General features: G+C 59.4%; 17 protein-coding genes. 16 read left to right on the plus strand and 1 reads right to left on the minus strand.

The genetic code is table 11. The features are described from left to right. The first annotated feature begins 19 nt into the window (after positions 1-19). The 4 genes from CKALI_RS03470 (at position 20) to CKALI_RS03480 (ending at position 5,000) form a co-directional block, all read left to right on the plus strand. A complete protein-coding gene (locus CKALI_RS03470) occupies positions 20-1,579 on the plus strand; it encodes an FMN-binding glutamate synthase family protein (RefSeq protein ID WP_197079751.1) in 1,560 nt (519 codons plus the stop codon). Then, on the plus strand, positions 1,580-3,556 hold the full coding sequence (locus tag CKALI_RS03475) for a M3 family metallopeptidase (protein ID WP_197079752.1): 1,977 nt from the start codon (positions 1,580-1,582) through the stop codon (positions 3,554-3,556). It abuts the gene before it with no gap. A 12-nt stretch (positions 3,557-3,568) separates the two neighbouring features. Continuing rightward, positions 3,569-3,727 (plus strand): hypothetical protein, encoded by a 159-nt coding sequence (locus CKALI_RS12195; RefSeq protein WP_197079753.1) that lies wholly within the window; start codon positions 3,569-3,571, stop codon positions 3,725-3,727. Positions 3,728-3,926: 199 nt separating this feature from the next. Continuing rightward, positions 3,927-5,000, plus strand: a complete 1,074-nt coding sequence (locus CKALI_RS03480; RefSeq protein ID WP_156191977.1) for an HNH endonuclease signature motif containing protein — start codon at positions 3,927-3,929, stop codon at positions 4,998-5,000. On the opposite strand, the gene malQ is transcribed toward CKALI_RS03480, so the two are convergent. Beyond that, positions 4,951-7,044 carry a 4-alpha-glucanotransferase gene (malQ, locus tag CKALI_RS03485; RefSeq protein WP_156191978.1) on the minus strand — a complete coding sequence of 698 codons (2,094 nt, stop codon included), beginning with the start codon at positions 7,042-7,044 and terminating at the stop codon, positions 4,951-4,953. The genes CKALI_RS03480 and malQ overlap by 50 nt on opposite strands. A 95-nt stretch (positions 7,045-7,139) precedes the next feature. Here malQ and CKALI_RS03490 point away from each other — a divergent pair, with 95 nt between their 5' ends. From CKALI_RS03490 to CKALI_RS03545, 12 genes are all read left to right on the plus strand, one after another. Further along, on the plus strand, positions 7,140-8,966 hold the full coding sequence (locus tag CKALI_RS03490) for an AMP-dependent synthetase/ligase (protein ID WP_156193644.1): 1,827 nt from the start codon (positions 7,140-7,142) through the stop codon (positions 8,964-8,966). Between the two features lie 91 nt (positions 8,967-9,057). After that, positions 9,058-9,729, plus strand: a complete 672-nt coding sequence (locus CKALI_RS03495) for a hypothetical protein (protein ID WP_156191979.1) — start codon at positions 9,058-9,060, stop codon at positions 9,727-9,729. After that, the gene (gene hemW, locus CKALI_RS03500) at positions 9,726-10,829 is read left to right on the plus strand and encodes a radical SAM family heme chaperone HemW (protein WP_156191980.1); all 1,104 of its coding nucleotides are present in this window, start codon (positions 9,726-9,728) and stop codon (positions 10,827-10,829) included. The genes CKALI_RS03495 and hemW overlap by 4 nt, the downstream gene beginning before the upstream one ends. Positions 10,830-10,839: 10 nt before the next feature. Then, positions 10,840-11,844, plus strand: coding sequence for a heat-inducible transcriptional repressor HrcA (gene hrcA / locus CKALI_RS03505; RefSeq protein ID WP_156191981.1), 1,005 nt, complete (start codon positions 10,840-10,842; stop codon positions 11,842-11,844). A 17-nt stretch (positions 11,845-11,861) separates the two neighbouring features. Then, positions 11,862-12,977 (plus strand): molecular chaperone DnaJ, encoded by a 1,116-nt coding sequence (dnaJ, locus tag CKALI_RS03510; RefSeq protein WP_156191982.1) that lies wholly within the window; start codon positions 11,862-11,864, stop codon positions 12,975-12,977. Beyond that, positions 12,974-13,729 carry a 16S rRNA (uracil(1498)-N(3))-methyltransferase gene (locus CKALI_RS03515; RefSeq protein WP_156191983.1) on the plus strand — a complete coding sequence of 252 codons (756 nt, stop codon included), beginning with the start codon at positions 12,974-12,976 and terminating at the stop codon, positions 13,727-13,729. Before dnaJ ends, CKALI_RS03515 begins: the two co-directional genes overlap by 4 nt. A 39-nt stretch (positions 13,730-13,768) precedes the next feature. Then, positions 13,769-14,758 (plus strand): PhoH family protein, encoded by a 990-nt coding sequence (locus CKALI_RS03520; RefSeq protein ID WP_197079788.1) that lies wholly within the window; start codon positions 13,769-13,771, stop codon positions 14,756-14,758. Continuing rightward, positions 14,755-15,300, plus strand: a complete 546-nt coding sequence (gene ybeY, locus CKALI_RS03525; RefSeq protein ID WP_156191985.1) for an rRNA maturation RNase YbeY — start codon at positions 14,755-14,757, stop codon at positions 15,298-15,300. Before CKALI_RS03520 ends, ybeY begins: the two co-directional genes overlap by 4 nt. Continuing rightward, positions 15,300-16,595, plus strand: coding sequence for a hemolysin family protein (locus CKALI_RS03530; protein ID WP_156191986.1), 1,296 nt, complete (start codon positions 15,300-15,302; stop codon positions 16,593-16,595). The genes ybeY and CKALI_RS03530 overlap by 1 nt, the downstream gene beginning before the upstream one ends. After that, positions 16,592-17,512 (plus strand): GTPase Era, encoded by a 921-nt coding sequence (gene era, locus CKALI_RS03535; RefSeq protein WP_156191987.1) that lies wholly within the window; start codon positions 16,592-16,594, stop codon positions 17,510-17,512. Before CKALI_RS03530 ends, era begins: the two co-directional genes overlap by 4 nt. Then, positions 17,513-18,250 (plus strand): DNA repair protein RecO, encoded by a 738-nt coding sequence (recO, locus tag CKALI_RS03540; protein WP_156191988.1) that lies wholly within the window; start codon positions 17,513-17,515, stop codon positions 18,248-18,250. 1 nt (position 18,251) lies between these two features. After that, positions 18,252-18,986: an isoprenyl transferase gene (locus CKALI_RS03545; protein WP_156191989.1), complete on the plus strand. Its 735-nt coding sequence runs from the start codon at positions 18,252-18,254 to the stop codon at positions 18,984-18,986. Position 18,987: the final 1 nt, after the last annotated feature.

The raw sequence follows: 18,987 nt of genomic DNA on the forward strand, positions 1-18,987 counted from the left end.
GATTTAGGGAGCATGATTCGTGAAGAAACTTCAAGTAGGCGCGATCGCATTAGCTGCTGGCACTTCGGCGTTGGCAGTATTCGACTTTTTCCAGCCCAAGCACTCTATTCGACGCAATTTCCCCGTTGTCGGTCGAGCGCGCTGGATCGCTGAATCCTTGCGGGACCCGGTTCAGCAGTACTTCGTGGAATCTGACACCGACGGTGCACCTTTCGACCGCGAAACCCGCACGATGGTCTACCAGCAGGCCAAGAATCTTGGCGCAGAAGAGGCCTTTGGCACCGAGCGGGATTTGCTCAAGCCTGGCCGCGACCACATTCTGCACTCTGCGAATCCTGCCCCAATCCTGACGGAAGCGCCAAAGGTCCGCATCGGTGGCCCGCAGTGCTCCCAGCCGTTTGACATCCCGCTGTTCAATATCTCCTCGATGTCCTACGGGTCTTTGTCCAAAACTGCAGTTCTGGCGATGAACAAGGGCGCAGCGATGGGCGGCTTCGTTCATGAAACCGGCGAAGGCGGTCTGACCCCGTACCACCTCGAATACGGCGCTGACCTGGTCTGGGAAATCGGCTCCGGCTATTTCGGTTGTCGCAATGATGACGGCACGTTCAGCCCGGAGCGGTTCGCCGAGAAGGCAAAGAAGCCACAGGTCAAGGCCATCCTGATCAAGCTCAGCCAGGGTGCGAAGCCCGGTATGGGTGGCATGCTGCCCGGTGAGAAGGTGACTGAGGAGCTTTCCGAGATCCGTGGCATTCCGGTGGGCGAGGACTGCCTGTCTCCGGCATCGCACTCGGCATTTAGCAACCCGATCGAAATGATGCACTTCATCCAGCAGCTGCGTGAACTCTCGGGTGGTAAACCGATTGGCTTCAAGCTGTGTGTTGGTACCCGACACGAGGTGCTGTGCATGTGTAAGGCCATGGTGGAGACCGGCATTATGCCGGACTTCATCACCGTGGACGGTGCCGAAGGTGGCACAGGTGCGGCGCCACTGGAGTTCCTGGACCGCGTGGGTACGCCACTGTCCGAAGGCCTGATCATTATGCATAACGCTTTGGTCGGTTGTAACCTCCGCCAGCACATTGCGATCGGCGCAGCCGGCAAGATCGTCGGTGGTGCGGACATCATCCGTCGTCTGGCAATCGGTGCTGACTTCACCAACTCCGCGCGCGGCATGATGATGGCGGTGGGCTGCATCCAGGCAAAGGCCTGCCACACGAATGAGTGTCCTGCGGGCGTCGCTACGCAAAACCCGCGTTTCTACCGCGGTCTGGACATCGATGACAAGGCCGAGCGCGTGAAGAATTACCAGGCCAATACGCTGAAGTCTGCGATGCGCATTCTCTCTGCCATGGGTTTGACGGATTTCCGTGACCTCGGCCCGGCCCACATTGTGCGCCGCATTGACCCAACCCAGGCGCGTCCGTACGAGGACATTTTCGACTGGTTGTCACCCGGTGCATTGCTCAACGGCGAGGCTCCCTACGATTGGCAGCGTGACTTTGATCGTGCGTCTGCGGAGACTTACACCGCTCCGCCGACCCGCGCTGGCTTGATTCGTACCGGAAATGGAATGTAAATGAACCCGCTGCTCGACCCCTCACCGCTCGACTATCAGCTCCCACCGTTTGCTTCGATAACGGTCGAACACTACGTTCCGGCCTTTTTGGCGGCGCTGGATGATCATGATGCGGAAATCGCAGCCATTGTGAAGAACCCGGAAGATTCAAGCTGGGAAAACACGATGGAAGCGTTTGAGGCGTCGGGCCAGGCGTTGGCTCGTGTGGCCAATGTCTTCTTCAACCTTTCCGGTACTGATTCCTCGGACGAGTTCAATGCGATCTCCGCCGAGGTCCTGCCAAAACTGTCGGCGCACTCGTCTGCGATCTACCAGAACGAAGCGCTGTACCAGCGTCTGCAATCCTTGACGGCCCCCGAGGATGAGGAAAGCCAGCGCTTGCTGGACCACACGCTGCGCGCTTTCCGACGTCGGGGTGCAGCGCTCTCTGATTCCGACAAGCAGCGCCTGACCTCGATTGACGCATCATTGTCCGCGCTGGCCGAGAAGTTCCGCAACAACCTCCTCGCAGATACCAAAGAGCTGGCAGTGTCTTTCGAGCGCTTTGAGCTGGAAGGCTTCAGCGATGCGCGCATCGAGGCAGCCGCTGCGTACGCGCGTGAGATTGGCCGGGAAGGCTATGTGGTGCCACTGGAGCTGCCGACGGTGCAGTCGGAGCAATCGGTTCTAGATCTGCCCGCATCCCGGTCGAAACTGTACGAAGCCTCGCAGCAGCGCGGTCGCCTAAATGGAGAGGTAGCCCTGGAAATGGCCCGCCTGCGCGCCGAGCGCGCTGCGCTGTTGGGCTACGCGAGCCACGCCGAGTTTGTGATCGAGGAAGAGACTGCCGACGATGTAGCTGCAGTTCAGGGCCTGATGTCGGGTCTTGCTCCTGCGGCTTCGGCGAATGCGATGGGGGAGTACAAGCTGCTCGCCGAGGCTGCTGGTACCGAGATCACCGGCGCTGACTGGCCCTACTGGGAGTCCAAGGTCCGCGCCCGCGACTACTCCCTCAATGAGGACGAACTCCGCCAGTACTTCCCGCTCTCCCGCGTGGTTCGCGATGGTGTGTTCTACGCCGCCAACCTGCTGTACGGAATCACTGTGGAACCGCGCCCAGACTTGGAAGGGTACGCGCCAGGAGTGGATGTGTGGGAGGTTAAGGAGGAAGACGGCACCGGGATCGGCTTGTTGCTGACGGATTACTTTGGACGGCCGTCGAAACGCGGTGGCGCGTGGATGAGCTCCTTCGTCGACCAGAGCCACCTGCTGGGCACGAAACCGGTGATTGTGAACGTTATGGGCATCACCCGCCCCGTGTCTGGGGAGGCCTACCTGACGCTCGATGAACTCACCACCGTCTTCCACGAGTTCGGCCACGCCCTGCACGGCCTGCTTTCCGATGTCCGCTACCCATCCTTCTCGGGAACCTCCGTACCACGCGACTACGTCGAATTCCCCTCGCAGATCAACGAGAACTGGGCATTCCACCCTGAAGTTTTGGCGAATTACGCACCGGACCTGCCGCAGCAGCTTATCGACGCCATCGACGCCGCCAAGCAGTTCGGTCAGGGATTCGCTACTGCGGAGTACTTGGCTGCGTCGATCATCGATCTGGCGTGGCACAGTTTGTCCGTTGCTGAAGTTTCGGAGATCACTGATATTGAGGCGTTCGAGGCGGCTGCGTTGGTTGCAGCTGGCCTGGACGTGGAACATCTGAAAGCCCGCTACCAGACCAGCTACTTCAACCACATTTTCGGTGGTGGCTACTCCGCAGGGTACTACTCTTATCTGTGGGCAGAGGTCCTCGATGCCGACGGCTTCGACTGGTTCTCCACCCAGGATGACCTGCGCGTGGCGGGGCAGCGGTTCCGTGACCTGGTGCTCTCCCGAGGTGCATCCCGCGACTACACGGCAGCGTTCACCGAGCTGCGGGGCCGCGAACGCGATATCACGCCGTTGCTGCGTCGTCGTGGGCTTGGCGGTAGCAAGGTGTAAGCTAATCGCATCATGGACTTCATTACCTCGGCACCGCTCTGGATCCAGGCCCCAATAGTGGTGGCCGTCGCTGTGGTGCTCTGCGGAGTCCTCGCGTTCTTCTTCCTCCGGCTCATCGACATTGCTGGGGCGAAGACCTACCAATGGTTCGAAGGAAAAAATGAAAAATAAATACCCGCAGTCTCGTGTGAAGCTGGCGCTGTATCTGTTGCTGGCGCTGGTAGTTATAGCCTGGCTCGTTAGCTACTTCTAGATTCTTCCCCGTCTTCAAGACGGGGATCTTTTTTCGTCGCTAACGAAGCGTTATTAGCTATTGTGTTCTAATTCTGGGTTGATATAATTAGGGTAACGTTCACGGCGGGGGTTTGGAATGGAACAGCTAATTTGTCAGCTTGAACTTTATTTTCTCGGGCCAGCGGGAGTATTCGAAAAATTTAGCGAATTGCTAATTTTGAAGGAAAAGGTTGCGCGCATCGAAACTGAGCTTGCGGTCGGGCGAAGTGTAGCCGAGCTACAAGACGTGGGCCTTGACCTCAGCTACGCGCGCATTCTGGAACGGCGTGCTTCTTATCGATGGGATGAAGACGTTGGGGTAGCCCACCAAGATTCGATTCTGTCGCCACTGGAAAAGCTGACACACCCGGGTCGGCGAGATGAGATTTACGCCAAGGGCGTAGAAGTGGCCAAGAAATCCTCACCGCAAGTTACCAGGCGCTATGTGCGAAAACTAGTGGGCGAAGATAATGCCACCCGAGCCGGGGATGACGGTGGCGCCCATAAACGAAGGTTCCGGCTCTCGCGCCCGGATGAAGATGGGGGTTGTTATTTCAATGGTTATTTGCCGCGTCCTGTGGCTGCGCTTTTTGCAGCACTTTTGGCTGAAGCCTTTAACTCCACAGCACATGACGGCGATCAGCGCAGCATGGACCAACGGCAAGCCGACGCGCTGGCAGAGGTAATCAAATGGGCTTCTGCGAAGCGTCAGTCCACCACCGGGCATTGTTCGCTTGTCGTGCGCGTGACCGAAACTGATGAAATGAGTTGGCAGTCCAAGCTCTCCACGAATGTCGGAATTGATCTCACGCTTTTCGAGGTTGGCTACCTCAGTGGCGACTCAATCACTGACTACATCGTAGTTGTGGACGAACACGGCGCCGTCAAACATCTGGGGACCGGCGCAAGATCGGCGAATTTTCTCCAACGCATCGCACTATTTGCGCGGGATGAGTGTTGCGTCTATCCGGGATGTGATGCACCGATCGCCTGGTGTGATGTCCACCATGTGATTCCGTGGTCACAAGGCGGGCAGACGAGTATCGACAACCTTGCACCCCTGTGCCGACACCACCATAGAAAGGTGGACGACACCTGGGACAAAGCACACGTCGAATTTCTTAATGGTGTTCCGTGGTGGGTCGACGCCCGGCTTCCGCAATCTTCTTGAACATTGGATGCTCGGAAAGGTCGTCGATGAGCACCGGCGTACCTTCGGAGTCGCACAGCGGAACGCACCAGTTCGGGTACATGTCGCGCGTCGTGCCCGGCTGGTTCTGGGCGCGGATGTCGCCGACCATGTCTACCAAAGAGGTACAGGTGAGCAAGGAAGGAGTGGATGCCACGAAGCGGTGCATATCCGCCATGAGCTCTACATAGTCCCCATCGAAGCGCTTGTCACCGAAGTCCTCGCCTGGGCGCACCATGCTGAACACACGATTCTGCCAGGCCACGTCTTCTGCTTCTTCTAACTCAGCATCGCGCGTGAGCACCCCAAGGCGCTCGCGCAGCGCAATGTGGGAACCCTGGATGTAACCCATCGTTGGTGGCAGGTCGTGGGTGGTTACGGAAGACAGCGCCATTTCGCGGTATTCGGCAGCAGGCTTTGGGGTGTCGCCATTGTTCTCGAACCACAGGATGGACACGCCCATGATGCCGCGGTTAGCCAGGACTTCCTGCACCCAAGGCTCAAAGGTGCCGAGGTCTTCGCCGATAACTACGGCGCCGGCACGCTCGGCTTCCAGGGCGAGGATGCCGACCAAAGCGTCGTGATCGTAGTACACGTAGGTGCCGGTCAATGGCGACTGCATGCGCGGAATCCACCACAGGCGGAACAGGCCGAGCACGTGGTCAATGCGGATACCACCGGAATGACGCAGCACGGTGCGGAGCATGTCACGCCACGGCTTATAACCCGCGCGGGCCAGCTTCTTTGGGTGCCATGGCGGCTGGGACCAGTCCTGGCCCTGCTGGTTGTAGCCGTCGGCAGGCGCACCAACGGAGGCTGCCGGGGCAAGTACGGAGGCCAGGTTCTCGGCATCGGCGCCACCAGGGTGGACACCAACGGCAAGGTCGGCCATCAGTCCAATCTTCATGCCGGCAGCCTTGGCGCGTGCCTGAGCATTGCCGAGTTGTTCATCACAAATCCACTGCATCCAGCGGTAGAAGTTCGCGGTCTCCTCGACAGAAGGCGTGACGCTGTGATTGGCCTCCTCGGGCTTCTCGCGATGTTCGCGGGCAGCGCACCAGCGGGCGAAATCGTCCAGTCCACGGCCTTCCAGGGCGCAGTAATCCTCAAAAGCCTTCTGGCGCTCAGGCGAGCGAACAACGTGGAAAATCTCGTGCAGCACCTGCAGCTTGGCCATGAAGATCGGGTTGCGCTCGATCATAGTGTCGGTGGTGTTGAGTTCCTGGAACTCAACAGCCATCTCGCGGATATCTTCGAGCAAATCCTTATCCAAACCGGAAAGTTCCGGAATGTCCTCAATGCGGATGTAAATCGGGTTGATGAACCGGCGTGTGGTCGGCAGGTAAGGCGAATCTTCCACTGGCGGGAATGGTTCTGCAGCATGCAGCGGGTTAATCAGCAGGAAGTCGGCGTCAGCATGCTTTGCGACGACCTCGGCAGTAGTTCCAAGGTCATTGAAATCGCCCATGCCCCACGAGCTCTTAGAACGCACCGAGTACATCTGGCTCATCACACCGGCTACCTTGCCAGTGTTCGTCGACAAGCGGGCAGGTGTGACGACGAGCGTTGCGGTCGCCTTCATTTGGTTCGAGACCAACGTGATTTCATGCCAGCCCAGCGGGGTGTCGCCCGGAATAGCGAAGGAGGCCTCGCCCCACATGACACCCTCGACATCGCGCGGTGGGGTCCAGTTTTCGCGCTGCTCCGCCTCAAAGGTCGTGCCGTTTTCGAGGTAGACGGTGACTCGGGCTGGTGCGCCATCGTGAACATGGACGTTGACGATGTAGTCCGAACCCGCGGTCATGACCACCGTTGGAGGCAAGGGGCGGGTTGCTGCTTCGTTGTGGAAATCCATGATGGCAGCGCCGATGCTGTCCTGATTCGGGTCAACATCGACGTCCAATGCGTGCAATGTCTTGAGCAAGGTGTCTTCCGAGACTTCAATGAACTCGCCATTGGATGACCAGTAGCTCGTGGCGATACCGTGCAGATCCGCCAATTCCTTAAGAGATTCGAAGTAGCTCACAAGAATTCATCTTGCCATCTCACCGCGTCATATGCCCGGTAGTAAGTGGAAAAGTGTAGCGTGAACATGAACGAAACCTCATGAAAAGGACCACTATGCAGGAATACCAAAGCCCCGCCACCTACGAATTGGACCCCAGCGATACGGTCGTCAAATTGTTATTGGCGCAGGCTAAGGCGCGTCCGCATGGCGTGATGTTTACCCGCCCGCAGAACTATGAGTGGGTCAACGTCACGGCGAAAGAGTTCGTCGATGAAGTTTATGAAGTTGCCAAAGGGCTCATCGCAAATGGGGTACAAGCGGGTGACCGTGTCATCTTGTTCTCGGAAACGCGATACGAATGGTCGCTGATGGACTTTGCCATCTGGGCCGCTGGCGCATCCTCGGTGCCCATCTACGGTTCCTCTTCCCAGTCTCAGGTCCAATGGATCATTGAAGACTCCGGTGCAGTATTCGCCGTCACGGAAAAGCGCGAACACACTGAACTAATGAGCCACCTGGTTTTGCAAGCAGATGGCAGCCCACAACTAGTCGGCTCACCATCACAGCTGCGCCGCGTGCTGGAAATCAACGCCTCAGCTATCGCGACCCTTAAGTTCGAAGGCCGCGGCATTAGTAACGAAGAAGTGGACGCCCGGATCAACAACGCCAAGGCAGACGAACTCGCCTCTCTGGTGTACACCTCTGGCACCACCGGTCGCCCGAAGGGCTGCTACCTTACCCACGCCAACTGGGTCTCTGAAGTGCGCGGGCTGCTGGCCCACCCAATCGGCGGTATCGCGGTGCCTGGCACGCGAGTACTGACGTTCCTGCCGTTGGCGCACGTTTTGGCTCGTGCGGTGTACTTGGCCTGCGTCGTCGGTGGCGCCACGCAATCCCACTGGTCGGATTTCCGCTCGCTGACTGTGGAACTGCAGCGTTCTCGTCCTAATTTGCTGCTCGGCGTGCCACGCGTCTTTGAAAAGGTTCGCAATGCTGCGGCGGCGAACGCCGCAGACAAGAGTCCGGTGGCCGCAGCGGTTTTCTTGGAAGCCGAAAAGGTTGCCATGGAGTATTCGCGTTCCCTGGATGCCGACGGACCTTCGCGTTCCCTGCGGCTCAAGCACAAGATGTTTGACAGGTTGGTGTACTCCAAGATTCGCGAGGCCATGGGTGGAGAAGTCAAGTACTGCATCTCTGGCGGTTCGGCGATTAGCCATGACCTCCTCCACTTCTTCCGTGGTATCGGCGTGCCGATCTACGAAGGCTATGGCCTGACCGAAACCAGTGCCGCAGCGGCCGTAGACTTCGAGCCGCAGCGCATCGGTACTGTTGGCCGCCCGGTCGGCGGCATGGCCGCACGCATTAACGACGACGGTGAGATTCTGCTGAAGGGCAACATGCTCTGCAAGGGGTACTGGAATAACCCAGAAGCTACTGCAGATGCCATTCAGGACGGCTGGTTTAACACCGGCGACCTCGGCGAGATTACCGAAGATGGATACCTCATCATTTCGGGCCGCAAGAAGGACCTCATCGTCACCGCCGGTGGCAAGAATGTCTCTCCTGGCCCAATGGAAGACTTGCTGCGTTCCCACCCAATGATCAGCCAGGCGCTAGTTGTGGGTGACGGTAAACCGTTCATCGGCGCGTTGATCACTCTGGACGAGGATGCATTCCGGCGCTGGAAGCTCGTGCACAACCTGCCGGAAAAGGCCACGATCACGGAGCTTGCCTTGAACCCACAGCTGCGGGCCGATATTCAGGACGCGGTTAACCATGCCAATGACACCGTGTCTCACACGGAGGCTATCAAGAAGTTCTACATCCTCGACCGCGACCTGAGCGAGGAAGCGGACGAGCTGACGCCGACGATGAAGGTCAAGCGCAACGTGGTCACCCGGCGATTTGCCAAGGAAATCGCACACATTTATACGCGTTAAGCGAATCTTCGGCGGGGCACACCGTTTTTGCTCGCGAGAGTGTCTATCGTTGGCTTCGACATATTCACGATGATCAAAAGGAGCTTAGAACGTGCACGTAGTTGACGCTAAGTTGCGCCATCGTGAATTGACCCAGGAAGTCTACGATATCGGCGATGAGGTAGTCGAATACATCGAGCATCTCATGGAAGCAATCGCAGATTGGGACGTTGAACTCGTCGAAGACTGCTTTGCCGAATTCACGGAAATCGTTGAGGACGCTCGCAATGACTCTCGTCGCGTCGTTGCCGAACTCGCCGGCCTGCGCCAGGCCCTCACTTCGGGGCTGCGCTCCGGTACCGTGAGTGTTCGCGCGAAGCGCGAGTCCGATGCCCAGGCACCGGAAGCATTGTCTGTGTCCGAGCTCATCGCAGCTTTCCCGTTGGAAGCTCCGGCGCTCATTCGTGATATGACAACAGCGATGAACGCGCGCAGCCAGGCAGTCCTCGCCCGGCTTGAGCAGGTCAATGAGTGGATCCTGAACCAGACCGCCGTCGTCGCTGATGATCTCGATTCCCTCAGCCTGCCCGTGGTGTTCTCTCGCACCCAGCGCATCGTCGACACCACCATCGAGGCATGGCAGGATGCCGTCGCTGCGCAGCACCCGGAGTACACCCGCACCATGTGGGGGTCGAACCCACCGAAGTTCCTGCTCGAGCGCGCGCGTATCGACGCCATCGTCGCCAAAGTCGCAGCAAAGCGAGCTAAGGGTCGAGCTTCGTGACCTTCGGGCTCTATCTGCATGTCCCGTTTTGCGCCTCTCGCTGCGGTTATTGCGACTTCAACACCTACACTCCCGGCGAACTCGGCATGGGGCCGGAGGCATACCAGGACGCCATTGAAGTAGAACTTGCCCTGGCCGCCGAGCACGGCAGGACAGTGGACAGCATTTTCGTCGGTGGCGGCACCCCGTCCATGCTGGGCAGTGCGGGACTCGCACGCCTGCTCAAAGCAGTCCGGGATAACTTCGAGCTCAGCCCACATGCGGAAATCACCACCGAATCCAATCCCGAAAGCACGAGCGCACAGTTCTTTGCGGAACTAAAAGAGGCCGGGTTCACCCGCATTTCCTTAGGCATGCAGAGCGCAGCGCCACACGTGCTGCAGATCCTGGAGCGTAAGCACACCCCGGGGCGCGCTGTGGCGGCGGCACGGGAGGCTCGCGCTGCTGGCTTCGAGCACGTGAACCTCGACATGATCTACGGCACCCCGACCGAAACCGACGATGACGTGCGCCGCACTGTGGAAGCCATTCTCTCGGCGGATGTCGACCACGTCTCTGCCTACTCGCTCATCGTGGAAGACGGCACCGCGATGGCTCGCAAAGTACGCAAGGGTGAGCTGCCCGCACCAGACGAAGACGTGCTCGCCGACCGCTATGCCATCATCGATGGCATGCTCGACGGATTCGACTGGTACGAGGTATCCAACTGGGCAAAGCCTGGCGGCGAATGCCAGCACAACCTGGGGTACTGGCGCGACGGCGACTGGTGGGGCGCTGGCCCCGGGGCGCATTCCCACATCAGCGGCACCCGATTCTTCAACGTTAAGCACCCGCGGCGCTATAACGAACTCCTGAGCAAGGGCGAGCTGCCTATCCAGGAACGCGAAGTGCTTACCGAAGCGGACAAGCACACCGAGCGCGTCATGCTGGGACTCCGGCTCAAGGAGGGGATCCCGGCAGAGTGGGTGAACGCGCCGATGGCCGTCGAGAAGCACGTGCGCGCGGGTCTGCTCACCGCGGGGGAGCGGCTCGCGGTGACCGACAAGGGGCGCCTGCTTGCCGACGGCATCATCGCCGACCTCCTGGTTGAGGAAGGCTAAACTAGTCGGCATGGCTCCCTCAACGAAAGCACGAAGGCAACAAGTTCTCAATGCCATCGTTGCGGATTACATCGCATCTCAAGAGCCTGTCGGGTCTAAGGCCCTCGTCGAGCGGCATCGCCTGCAGGTCTCGTCGGCGACGATTCGTAACGACATGGCCGCCTTGGAATCCGAAGGGCTCATTGCGCAACAACACGCCAGCTCCGGGCGCATCCCGACGGAGAAGGGCTACCGGATGTTCGTGGACTCGATTCACGACATCAAGCCGCTGTCGAGCCCCGAGCGTAAGGCGATTTTGAGCTTCCTGGAAGGTGGCGTGGACCTGGAAGACGTGCTGCGACGTTCCGTGCAGCTGTTGGCGCAGCTGACGCGCCAAGCTGCGGTGATCCAGCTGCCGAGCCTGCAGACCTCGAAGGTGAAACACTGCGAGGTCGTGGCTTTGTCTCCTACGCGGTTGCTGCTCGTGATGATCACGGACCTCGGCCGAGTCGAGCAACGCAATGTCGAGCTCATGCGCCCCATTGAGGACGTTTCCACGTTGCGTGCCCTGCTCAACACCGCGCTGGCGGATAAGACAATGGCTGATGCGAGCGTGGCGCTGGCAGACCTCGTGGAGCACACCCCGGGCGAGCTGAAGGATGAGATGCTGCGCTGCGCCACGGTGCTGATCGAGACCCTAGTGGAGGCGCCGTCCGATCGCTTGATCCTCGCAGGTACCTCCAACTTGTCGCGGATTTCTCCACTTAGCACCTCCGTATTGGAAGCGCTAGAGGAACAGGTAGTAGTTTTGAAACTGCTATCGCATGTGCAAGAAGGCGAAGTGAACGTCAGTATCGGTGCCGAGCACCAGGATCACGGGCTGCACTCCGCGTCGATTGTGTCCACCGGATACGGTGACGAGGATGCCACGTTCGGAGCCTTGGGTGTGGTGGGGCCGACCTATATGGACTACACCGGAACTATTTCGAAGGTGTCAGCCGTTGCACAGTATGTCAGCAGAGTGCTTAAGAGTTAATGGAAAGGGTTTTGTGAATGGCGCGCGACTATTACGGCATTCTTGGAGTCGAAAAAGGGGCAACTGACCAGGAAATCAAGAAGGCCTACCGTCGGCTCGCTCGCAAGTACCACCCGGATGTCAACGACACCGAAGAGGCTGCCGAGAAGTTCCGCGAGATTTCCCTTGCTAATGAAGTCCTGACCGACCCGGAGAAGCGCCGGATCGTGGACATGGGCGGCGACCCTATGGAAGGCCCAACTTCTGCTGGACCTGCCGGCGGCTTCGGCGACATCTTCGAGGCCTTCTTCGGAGGCGGCGGCCAGCGCGGACCACGTTCCCGCGTGCAGCCAGGCGCCGACGCACTCCTCCGCACCCGCATTTCTCTCGAAGAGGCCTACTTGGGCGCGAAGAAAGAAATCACGGTGGACACCGCCATCGTGTGCGACTCGTGTACCGGTACCGGCAGCAAGTCCAAGGACAAGCCCGTCACCTGTGGCTACTGCCACGGTCAGGGCTCGGTCCAGGAAGTGCAGCGTTCCTTCCTCGGCAACGTCATGACCACCCGCCCGTGCCACGTGTGCCACGGCACCGGTGAAGTTATCACCGATCCATGTGAAAAGTGCTCCGGCGACGGTCGCGTCAAGGCACGCAAGGACCTCACGGTCAACATCCCTGCGGGTATTGCCGACGGCATGCGCATTCGCATGGCCGGTCGCGGCGAAGTTGGCCCAGGTGGCGGACCAGCAGGCGACCTGTACGTCGAGATCTCCGTCTCCCCGCACCCAATGTTCATTCGCGAAGGTGACAACCTGCACGTCACCGCCAAGGTGCCAATGCTCGACGCAGCCCTCGGCACCGAGCTGTCCCTCGACAGCCTCGACGGCAAGCCACTGACCATCACGGTGCCTGCGGGTTCCCAGCCAGGACAGCAACTGCGCGTCACCGGCGCTGGCATGCCGATCCTGCGCGCCGAAGCTACCCACGGTGACCTCATCGCCCACGTGGACGTCCAGATCCCGACCAACCTGGATAGCCACACCCGCGAGACCCTGGAAAAGCTGCGCGATCACCGCAGTGATTCCTCCGAGATCCACAGCGAAGATGAGGACGACTCTGTCTTCGGCCGATTGAAGAACCGCTTCCGCCGATGAGTCTGCCCACCTTCGTCTACGATCTGGACACCGTCCTCGCAGGAGGTCGCCCCGAGCTGCCTGCGGATTCTGGTGTCCTTGACGGGGCCGAAGGTAAGCACGCCGCCACCGTCAAGCGGATCGAGGTCGGGGAGCGCATGCTGCTTATCGACGGCCACGGCTCCGGAATCGAAGTGATCGCGACCGCGACCACCAAGAGTGCGGTGACCTTTGACGTCGATAAGCGCGTGTCTTTTCCGGCGCGCCCGGCGGTGACGATCGTGCAGGCGCTGCCAAAATCGGAGCGCTCCGAACTCGCGGTGGACCTCATGACGCAAGGTGGCGTGGATGTGATCGTGCCGTGGCAGGCAGCGCGGTCGATCGCGAAGTGGGGCGCAAAGGCCGACAAGGCGGTGGCGAAGTGGCGGTCAATGGCAGTGTCAGCATCGAAGCAGTCCCGTCGCATGCACATTCCAGAAATCACTGGGTTGGCTGAAACCGGCGCGGTTATAGAGCGGATTGCGGAGCTGACTGCTCGCGGCGGACTGGCCGTACTACTGCACGAAGAGTCCGCGGTACCCTTTACCTCGCTGGAGTTTGGCGACAACGAGGTGCTGTTCGTCGTGGGCCCCGAAGGCGGTCTAGCGCCGGACGAGGTAGTGAAATTCCAGGAAGCCGGAGCCGTGACCGCATTGCTCGGGCCGGAGGTGCTACGTACGGCGAGCGCCGGGCTCGTGACACTGGCTGCGCATGGCGCGCTGGCACGTTGGTAGAGTGTGACGCATTGGCAGTCCGCGAAGAAAAGGCATAATTTGGCGATCTACAAGCGCGAAGACATCATCACGCAAGGTTACGTGTTGGATGAAACCCACGCGAGCACGGTCCTAGGCATCGCCGATGACAACTTGCGAGTGCTGGAAAACCTCATCCCGGTGGACATTTTTGTTCGTGGGACCGAGATGACCCTTACCGGTCCAGATCACGAGGTTGCGCGGGTGAAGAAGGTGCTGGATGAATTGCAGGCCATCGCTCGGCGCGGTCATGTGATCAGCACCGATACCGTGAAAAACGCAGTTAGCATTGTCACCCAGGACGCGCCGAAGTCGGTGCGGGAGGTGTTGGCTGCCGACATTATCGCGCGCAAGGGCAAAGTCATTCGGCCTAAGACGCTGGGCCAAAAGCAGTATGTGGATGCGATTGATGAGAATACGATCGTGTTTGGGCTCGGTCCGGCCGGTTCGGGTAAGACCTATCTGGCCATGGCAAAGGCAGTGCAGGCGCTGCACGCCCGTCAAGTCAGCCGTATCATCCTGACTCGTCCTGCTGTGGAAGCAGGGGAGAAGCTTGGCTTCCTACCAGGCACTTTGAACGAAAAGATTGACCCTTATCTGCGTCCGCTGCATGATGCGCTGCGCGATATGGTGGAACCGGAGATGATCCCGAAGCTGATGGAGTCCGGGATCGTCGAGGTTGCGCCGCTGGCGTACATGCGTGGCCGCACCTTGAGCGATTCTTTTATCATTCTGGACGAGGCTCAGAACACGACACCGGCGCAGATGAAGATGTTTTTGACCCGTCTCGGCTTCGGATCGAAGATGGTGGTCACGGGCGATACCACGCAGGTGGACTTGCCGGGTGGCCAAAAGTCCGGCCTGCGCGTGGTGCGTGACATCCTTCGCGGGGTGGAGGATGTTCATTTCGCAGAACTTCGCAGCGAAGACGTAGTCCGGCACTCATTGGTTGGACGTATTGTGGACGCATACGATGATTACGAAGCACAGCGTGGAGAGGACTTCCTATGAGCATCGAGGTTTTCAACGAATCGGGCTACGACGGAGTCAACGAGGAAATGCTCATTGACGTCGCCTCCTACGCCCTGACTCGCATGGATGTGCATTCAGCTGCGGAGATGAGCATTCACATCGTCGACTTGGACACGATCGCGGACCTGCATCTGCGCTGGCTGGACCTCGAAGGTCCGACCGACGTGATGAGCTTCCCCATGGACGAGCTCACCCCAGGCTCTGGTCGTCCCGATGCTGCTCCGATGGGGCCGGCCATGCTCGGAGACATCGTGCTCTGCCCAGAATTTGCCAAGGATCAGGCCGAGCGCGCGGGCCATGATTTGGGCCACGAGCTGTGCCTACTCACCGTCCATGGCTGCTTGCATCTGCTCGGATACGACCATGTCACCCCAGCAGAGGAGCAAGAGATGTTCTCTCTGCAAAATGAGCTGCTGGCTGACTGGTATGAGGATGTCCAGAAGCGCGGCGTCACGTATCAGCCTAAGCCGAGCGGCCCAGGTGCCTTCCCAAGTGCTGCAGATCGGGAGCAATTGGGCTGATGACGAGCGCGATACTGCTGCTCCTCGCGCTCGTTATCTCGGGCGCACTCACGACGGTTGAATCAGCCGTCTCTTCCATTTCGCGCGCGCGGGTGGAAGAACTGGTCAAAGAGGAACGACCGGGCGCGGAAGCCCTGCTCAAGGTTGTGACAAAGCGCGCCGAGCACATTAACCTGCTCGTGCTGCTCCGCACGCTTCTCGACGCCGTCGCCGCGGTCTTCACCGTGACACTGTGCATCGAGTTTTTCGATTCCCGGCCGTTGGCCATCACCGTGGCTGTAGTGGCGCTAACCTTGGTGACTTTCGCCGTCATCGGTGTGTTTTCGCGCACTGCTGGCCGTCAGAATCCGTATACGGTCTCGCTCAATTCGTCGATATTTCTAACCTCGATGTCCTACGTGTTGGGGCCAATCCCGAAGGTGCTCATTTGGTTGGGTAACCGACTTGCGCCTGGCTCTGGTTTCCGCGATGGCCCATACGCCACTGAAATCGAACTGCGAGAAATGGTGGACATCGCGCAGGAACATGGCGTGGTGGAAGTCGAAGAGCGCCGGATGATCCAAAATGTCTTCGACCTTGCGTCCACCACCGCGCGTTCTGTCATGGTGCCGCGCCCGGAGATGATTTGGATCGAACGGGATAAGACCGCAGGTCAAGCTACTGCGCTGTGTGTACGCTCGGGCCACTCTCGTATTCCTGTGATCGGCGAGAACGTTGATGACATCGTGGGCGTGGTGTACCTGAAAGATCTGGTGCAAAAGACCTACCATCTGCCCGATGGTGGCAAGTCCGTGCGAGTGGACGAGGTGATGCGGGGCGCTACTTTCGTGCCGGACTCTAAGTCACTGGATAGCCTGCTCCATGACATGCAGCTGCACCGCAATCACATTGCCATGCTGGTTGACGAATACGGTGGCATCGCCGGCCTGGTGTCCATCGAGGACATTCTGGAAGAAATTGTCGGCGAGATTGCCGACGAATACGACCACACCGAGGTCGCCCCGGTGGAGCGGCTTGGGGAGCACCAATTCCGGGTTGTGTCGCGACTTTCTCTGGATGACCTGGCTCAACTCATCGATGAAGAACTCGACGTGGAGGTGGACTTTGAGGAGTTCTCCGAACAAGTTGACACTGTCGGTGGCCTCATTGCTTACGAACTCGGCCGAGTTCCCCTGCCGGGTGCCCAGGTAGAGGTCGCGGGACTGAAATTGACCACCGAGGGCAGCCGAGATCGTCGAGGTCGCATGCGCGTGACATCGGCGATTGTCGATGTGGTTGATACACTCGTTTCATGACAGAACTTGGATTTACCGAAGATGGCTTCCGCTCCGGCTTCGTTAGCTTCGTAGGCCGGCCGAACACCGGTAAATCGACCCTGACCAACGCGCTGGTAGGCGAGAAGATCGCCATCACTGCCAACCAACCGGAAACCACCCGCCATCCCATTCGCGGACTCGTACACCGAGACAATGCGCAGATCATTGTGGTGGACACACCGGGCCTGCACCGACCACGCACCTTGCTGGGTGAGCGTCTCAATGAAATGGTCAAGGAAACCTACTCCGACGTTGACCTGATTTGCTTGGTCATCCCCGCCGACGAGAAGATCGGCCCGGGTGATCGCTGGATCCTCGATGCCGTGCGCCAAGCTGCTCCCAAGACCACGGTCATGGGCGTAGTGACCAAGATTGACAAGGTCAAGCGTGATGAAGTCGGCGCTCAGCTCATGGCCTTGCATGAATTACTCGGTGGCGAGTGCGAGGTCGTGCCGGTCTCTGCCAAGGAGTCCGAGCAGATCGACGTGCTCGTCGACGTCATGGCCGCCCAACTCCCTGAGGGACCCAAGTACTATCCGGACGATCACATCACCGACGACGACACCGAAAAGCGGATGTCCGAACTCATCCGTGAAGCGGCGCTCTCCGGCCTCAAGGAGGAGCTGCCGCACTCCGTCGCAGTGGAGATTGACGAGATCCTGCCGAGCGAAGAACGTGAGGGCGTGCTGGATATCCATGCCGTCATTTATGTGGAACGCCCTGGACAGAAGACCATCCTCATGGGCAAAGACAATCGCCGCATGGGACGCATCATCCACAACTCTCGCCAGGAAATCATGAAGCTAATCGGCCAGAAAGTGTTCCTCGACCTGCGCATCAAGGTGCTGAAGGATTGGCAGTCCGACCCGAAGGCCTTGGGGCGCCTCGGATTCTAGATGCAGTCCTACCGTGAGCGCGCCCTCGTGGTGCGCACCTATGACTTCGGGGAAGCCGACCGAATCGTGGTGCTGCTCACGCCACGTGGGCTGGTCAGGGGCGTCGCAAAGGGCGTGCGGCGGGCGAAATCGCGCTTCGGATCCCGCGTGCAACCTTTCGTGCTCCTCGACGTGCAGCTGTACCCCGGCCGGAACCTGGATACTCTCACCGGCGCGGACACCGTGGAGTACTTTGGCTCCGGCATTATCGAAAGCTACGAGCATTACACCGCGGCCAGCGCAATTTTGGAGGCTGCCGAACAGCTCAGCTACCACGAAGGTGAACTGTTCGAGCTCACTGTGACTGCCTTGCGCCGGATACAAAACGCCTCGCATCCCACTGCGGTGTTGGATGCCTTCTTGCTGCAGGCTATGGATATTGCCGGATGGGCACCCAGCCTGTTTGACTGTGCCCACTGCGGTGCGCCGGGCCCACACTACGCGTTTCACCCAGGAGCTGGGGGAGCGTTGTGTGAAAATTGCCACCTGTCTGGCTGCGCCACACCCCCCACTGAGGCGTTGCGCCTGATGTGGTGGTTTATGCATGATGCTTGGGATGCTGTTGAGACGGCCTCCCACGACGCTGAGTTTTCTGACCTACTGGGGGCAGCTCATCAACTGACCCGTGCTCATCTTCAGTGGCACCTGGAGCGCAGCGTGAAGTCGCTAAACTTCGTGGACTCCGGCTGGAACCACTAAGATAGATCAAGTGACTGCACCAAATATTCCGCACGAGTTTCGCCCCAACCACATCGCACTAGTGATGGATGGAAACGGCCGCTGGGCCGAACAGCGGGGGATGAAGCGTACCGAAGGCCATAAGCGCGGCGAGGCAGTTCTCATGGATGTCATTGACGCCTGCCTCGAGATGGAAATCCCATACCTGTCTGCCTATGCCTTCTCTACGGAGAACTGGCGCCGCAGCACTGATGAAGTCCGCTTCCTTATGGGCTTCAACCGCGATGTACTGCGCCGTCAGCGTGACACTCTGAACGAGAAGGGCGTGCGCGTACGTTGGGTGGGCCGCCGTCCCCGTCTATGGCGCGCGGTGATCAAGGAGCTCGAGGCCGCCGAGGAACTAACGAAGGACAACACTCGCATGACACTGGCCATGTGTGTGAACTACGGTGGTCGTGCTGAGATCGTCGACGCGACTCGAGAGATCGCACGCCGGGCAGCGGCAGGCCAGCTGCGTCCCGAAGACATTACCGAGAAGTCCTTCCCCAACTTCTTGGACGAGCCAGATATGCCGGACGTGGACCTGTTTCTGCGCCCTTCCGGTGAGAAGCGCACCTCCAACTTCCTTATCTGGCAGTCGGCCTACGCCGAAATGGTGTACCAGGACAAGCTGTTTCCAGACTTCACCCCGCAGGATCTGTACGACGCAGTCCTCGAGTACGCCCAGCGCGATCGTCGCTTTGGAGGAGTGAAGTAGC

It is taken from the genome of Corynebacterium kalinowskii (assembly GCF_009734385.1).
Lineage (GTDB): Bacteria > Actinomycetota > Actinomycetes > Mycobacteriales > Mycobacteriaceae > Corynebacterium > Corynebacterium kalinowskii.

What these genes read in the sequence shown, in the direction of transcription:
- CKALI_RS03475 (WP_197079752.1), top strand. Translation starts at nt 1,580, where the DNA reads ATGAACCCGCTGCTCGACCCCTCACCGCTCGACTATCAGCTCCCACCG.
- recO (WP_156191988.1), top strand. Translation starts at nt 17,513, where the DNA reads ATGCAGTCCTACCGTGAGCGCGCCCTCGTGGTGCGCACCTATGACTTC.
- dnaJ (WP_156191982.1), top strand. Translation starts at nt 11,862, where the DNA reads ATGGCGCGCGACTATTACGGCATTCTTGGAGTCGAAAAAGGGGCAACT.
- CKALI_RS03530 (WP_156191986.1), top strand. Translation starts at nt 15,300, where the DNA reads ATGACGAGCGCGATACTGCTGCTCCTCGCGCTCGTTATCTCGGGCGCA.
- CKALI_RS03480 (WP_156191977.1), top strand. Translation starts at nt 3,927, where the DNA reads ATGGAACAGCTAATTTGTCAGCTTGAACTTTATTTTCTCGGGCCAGCG.
- era (WP_156191987.1), top strand. Translation starts at nt 16,592, where the DNA reads ATGACAGAACTTGGATTTACCGAAGATGGCTTCCGCTCCGGCTTCGTT.
- ybeY (WP_156191985.1), top strand. Translation starts at nt 14,755, where the DNA reads ATGAGCATCGAGGTTTTCAACGAATCGGGCTACGACGGAGTCAACGAG.
- hrcA (WP_156191981.1), top strand. Translation starts at nt 10,840, where the DNA reads ATGGCTCCCTCAACGAAAGCACGAAGGCAACAAGTTCTCAATGCCATC.
- CKALI_RS12195 (WP_197079753.1), top strand. Translation starts at nt 3,569, where the DNA reads ATGGACTTCATTACCTCGGCACCGCTCTGGATCCAGGCCCCAATAGTG.
- CKALI_RS03515 (WP_156191983.1), top strand. Translation starts at nt 12,974, where the DNA reads ATGAGTCTGCCCACCTTCGTCTACGATCTGGACACCGTCCTCGCAGGA.
- CKALI_RS03490 (WP_156193644.1), top strand. Translation starts at nt 7,140, where the DNA reads ATGCAGGAATACCAAAGCCCCGCCACCTACGAATTGGACCCCAGCGAT.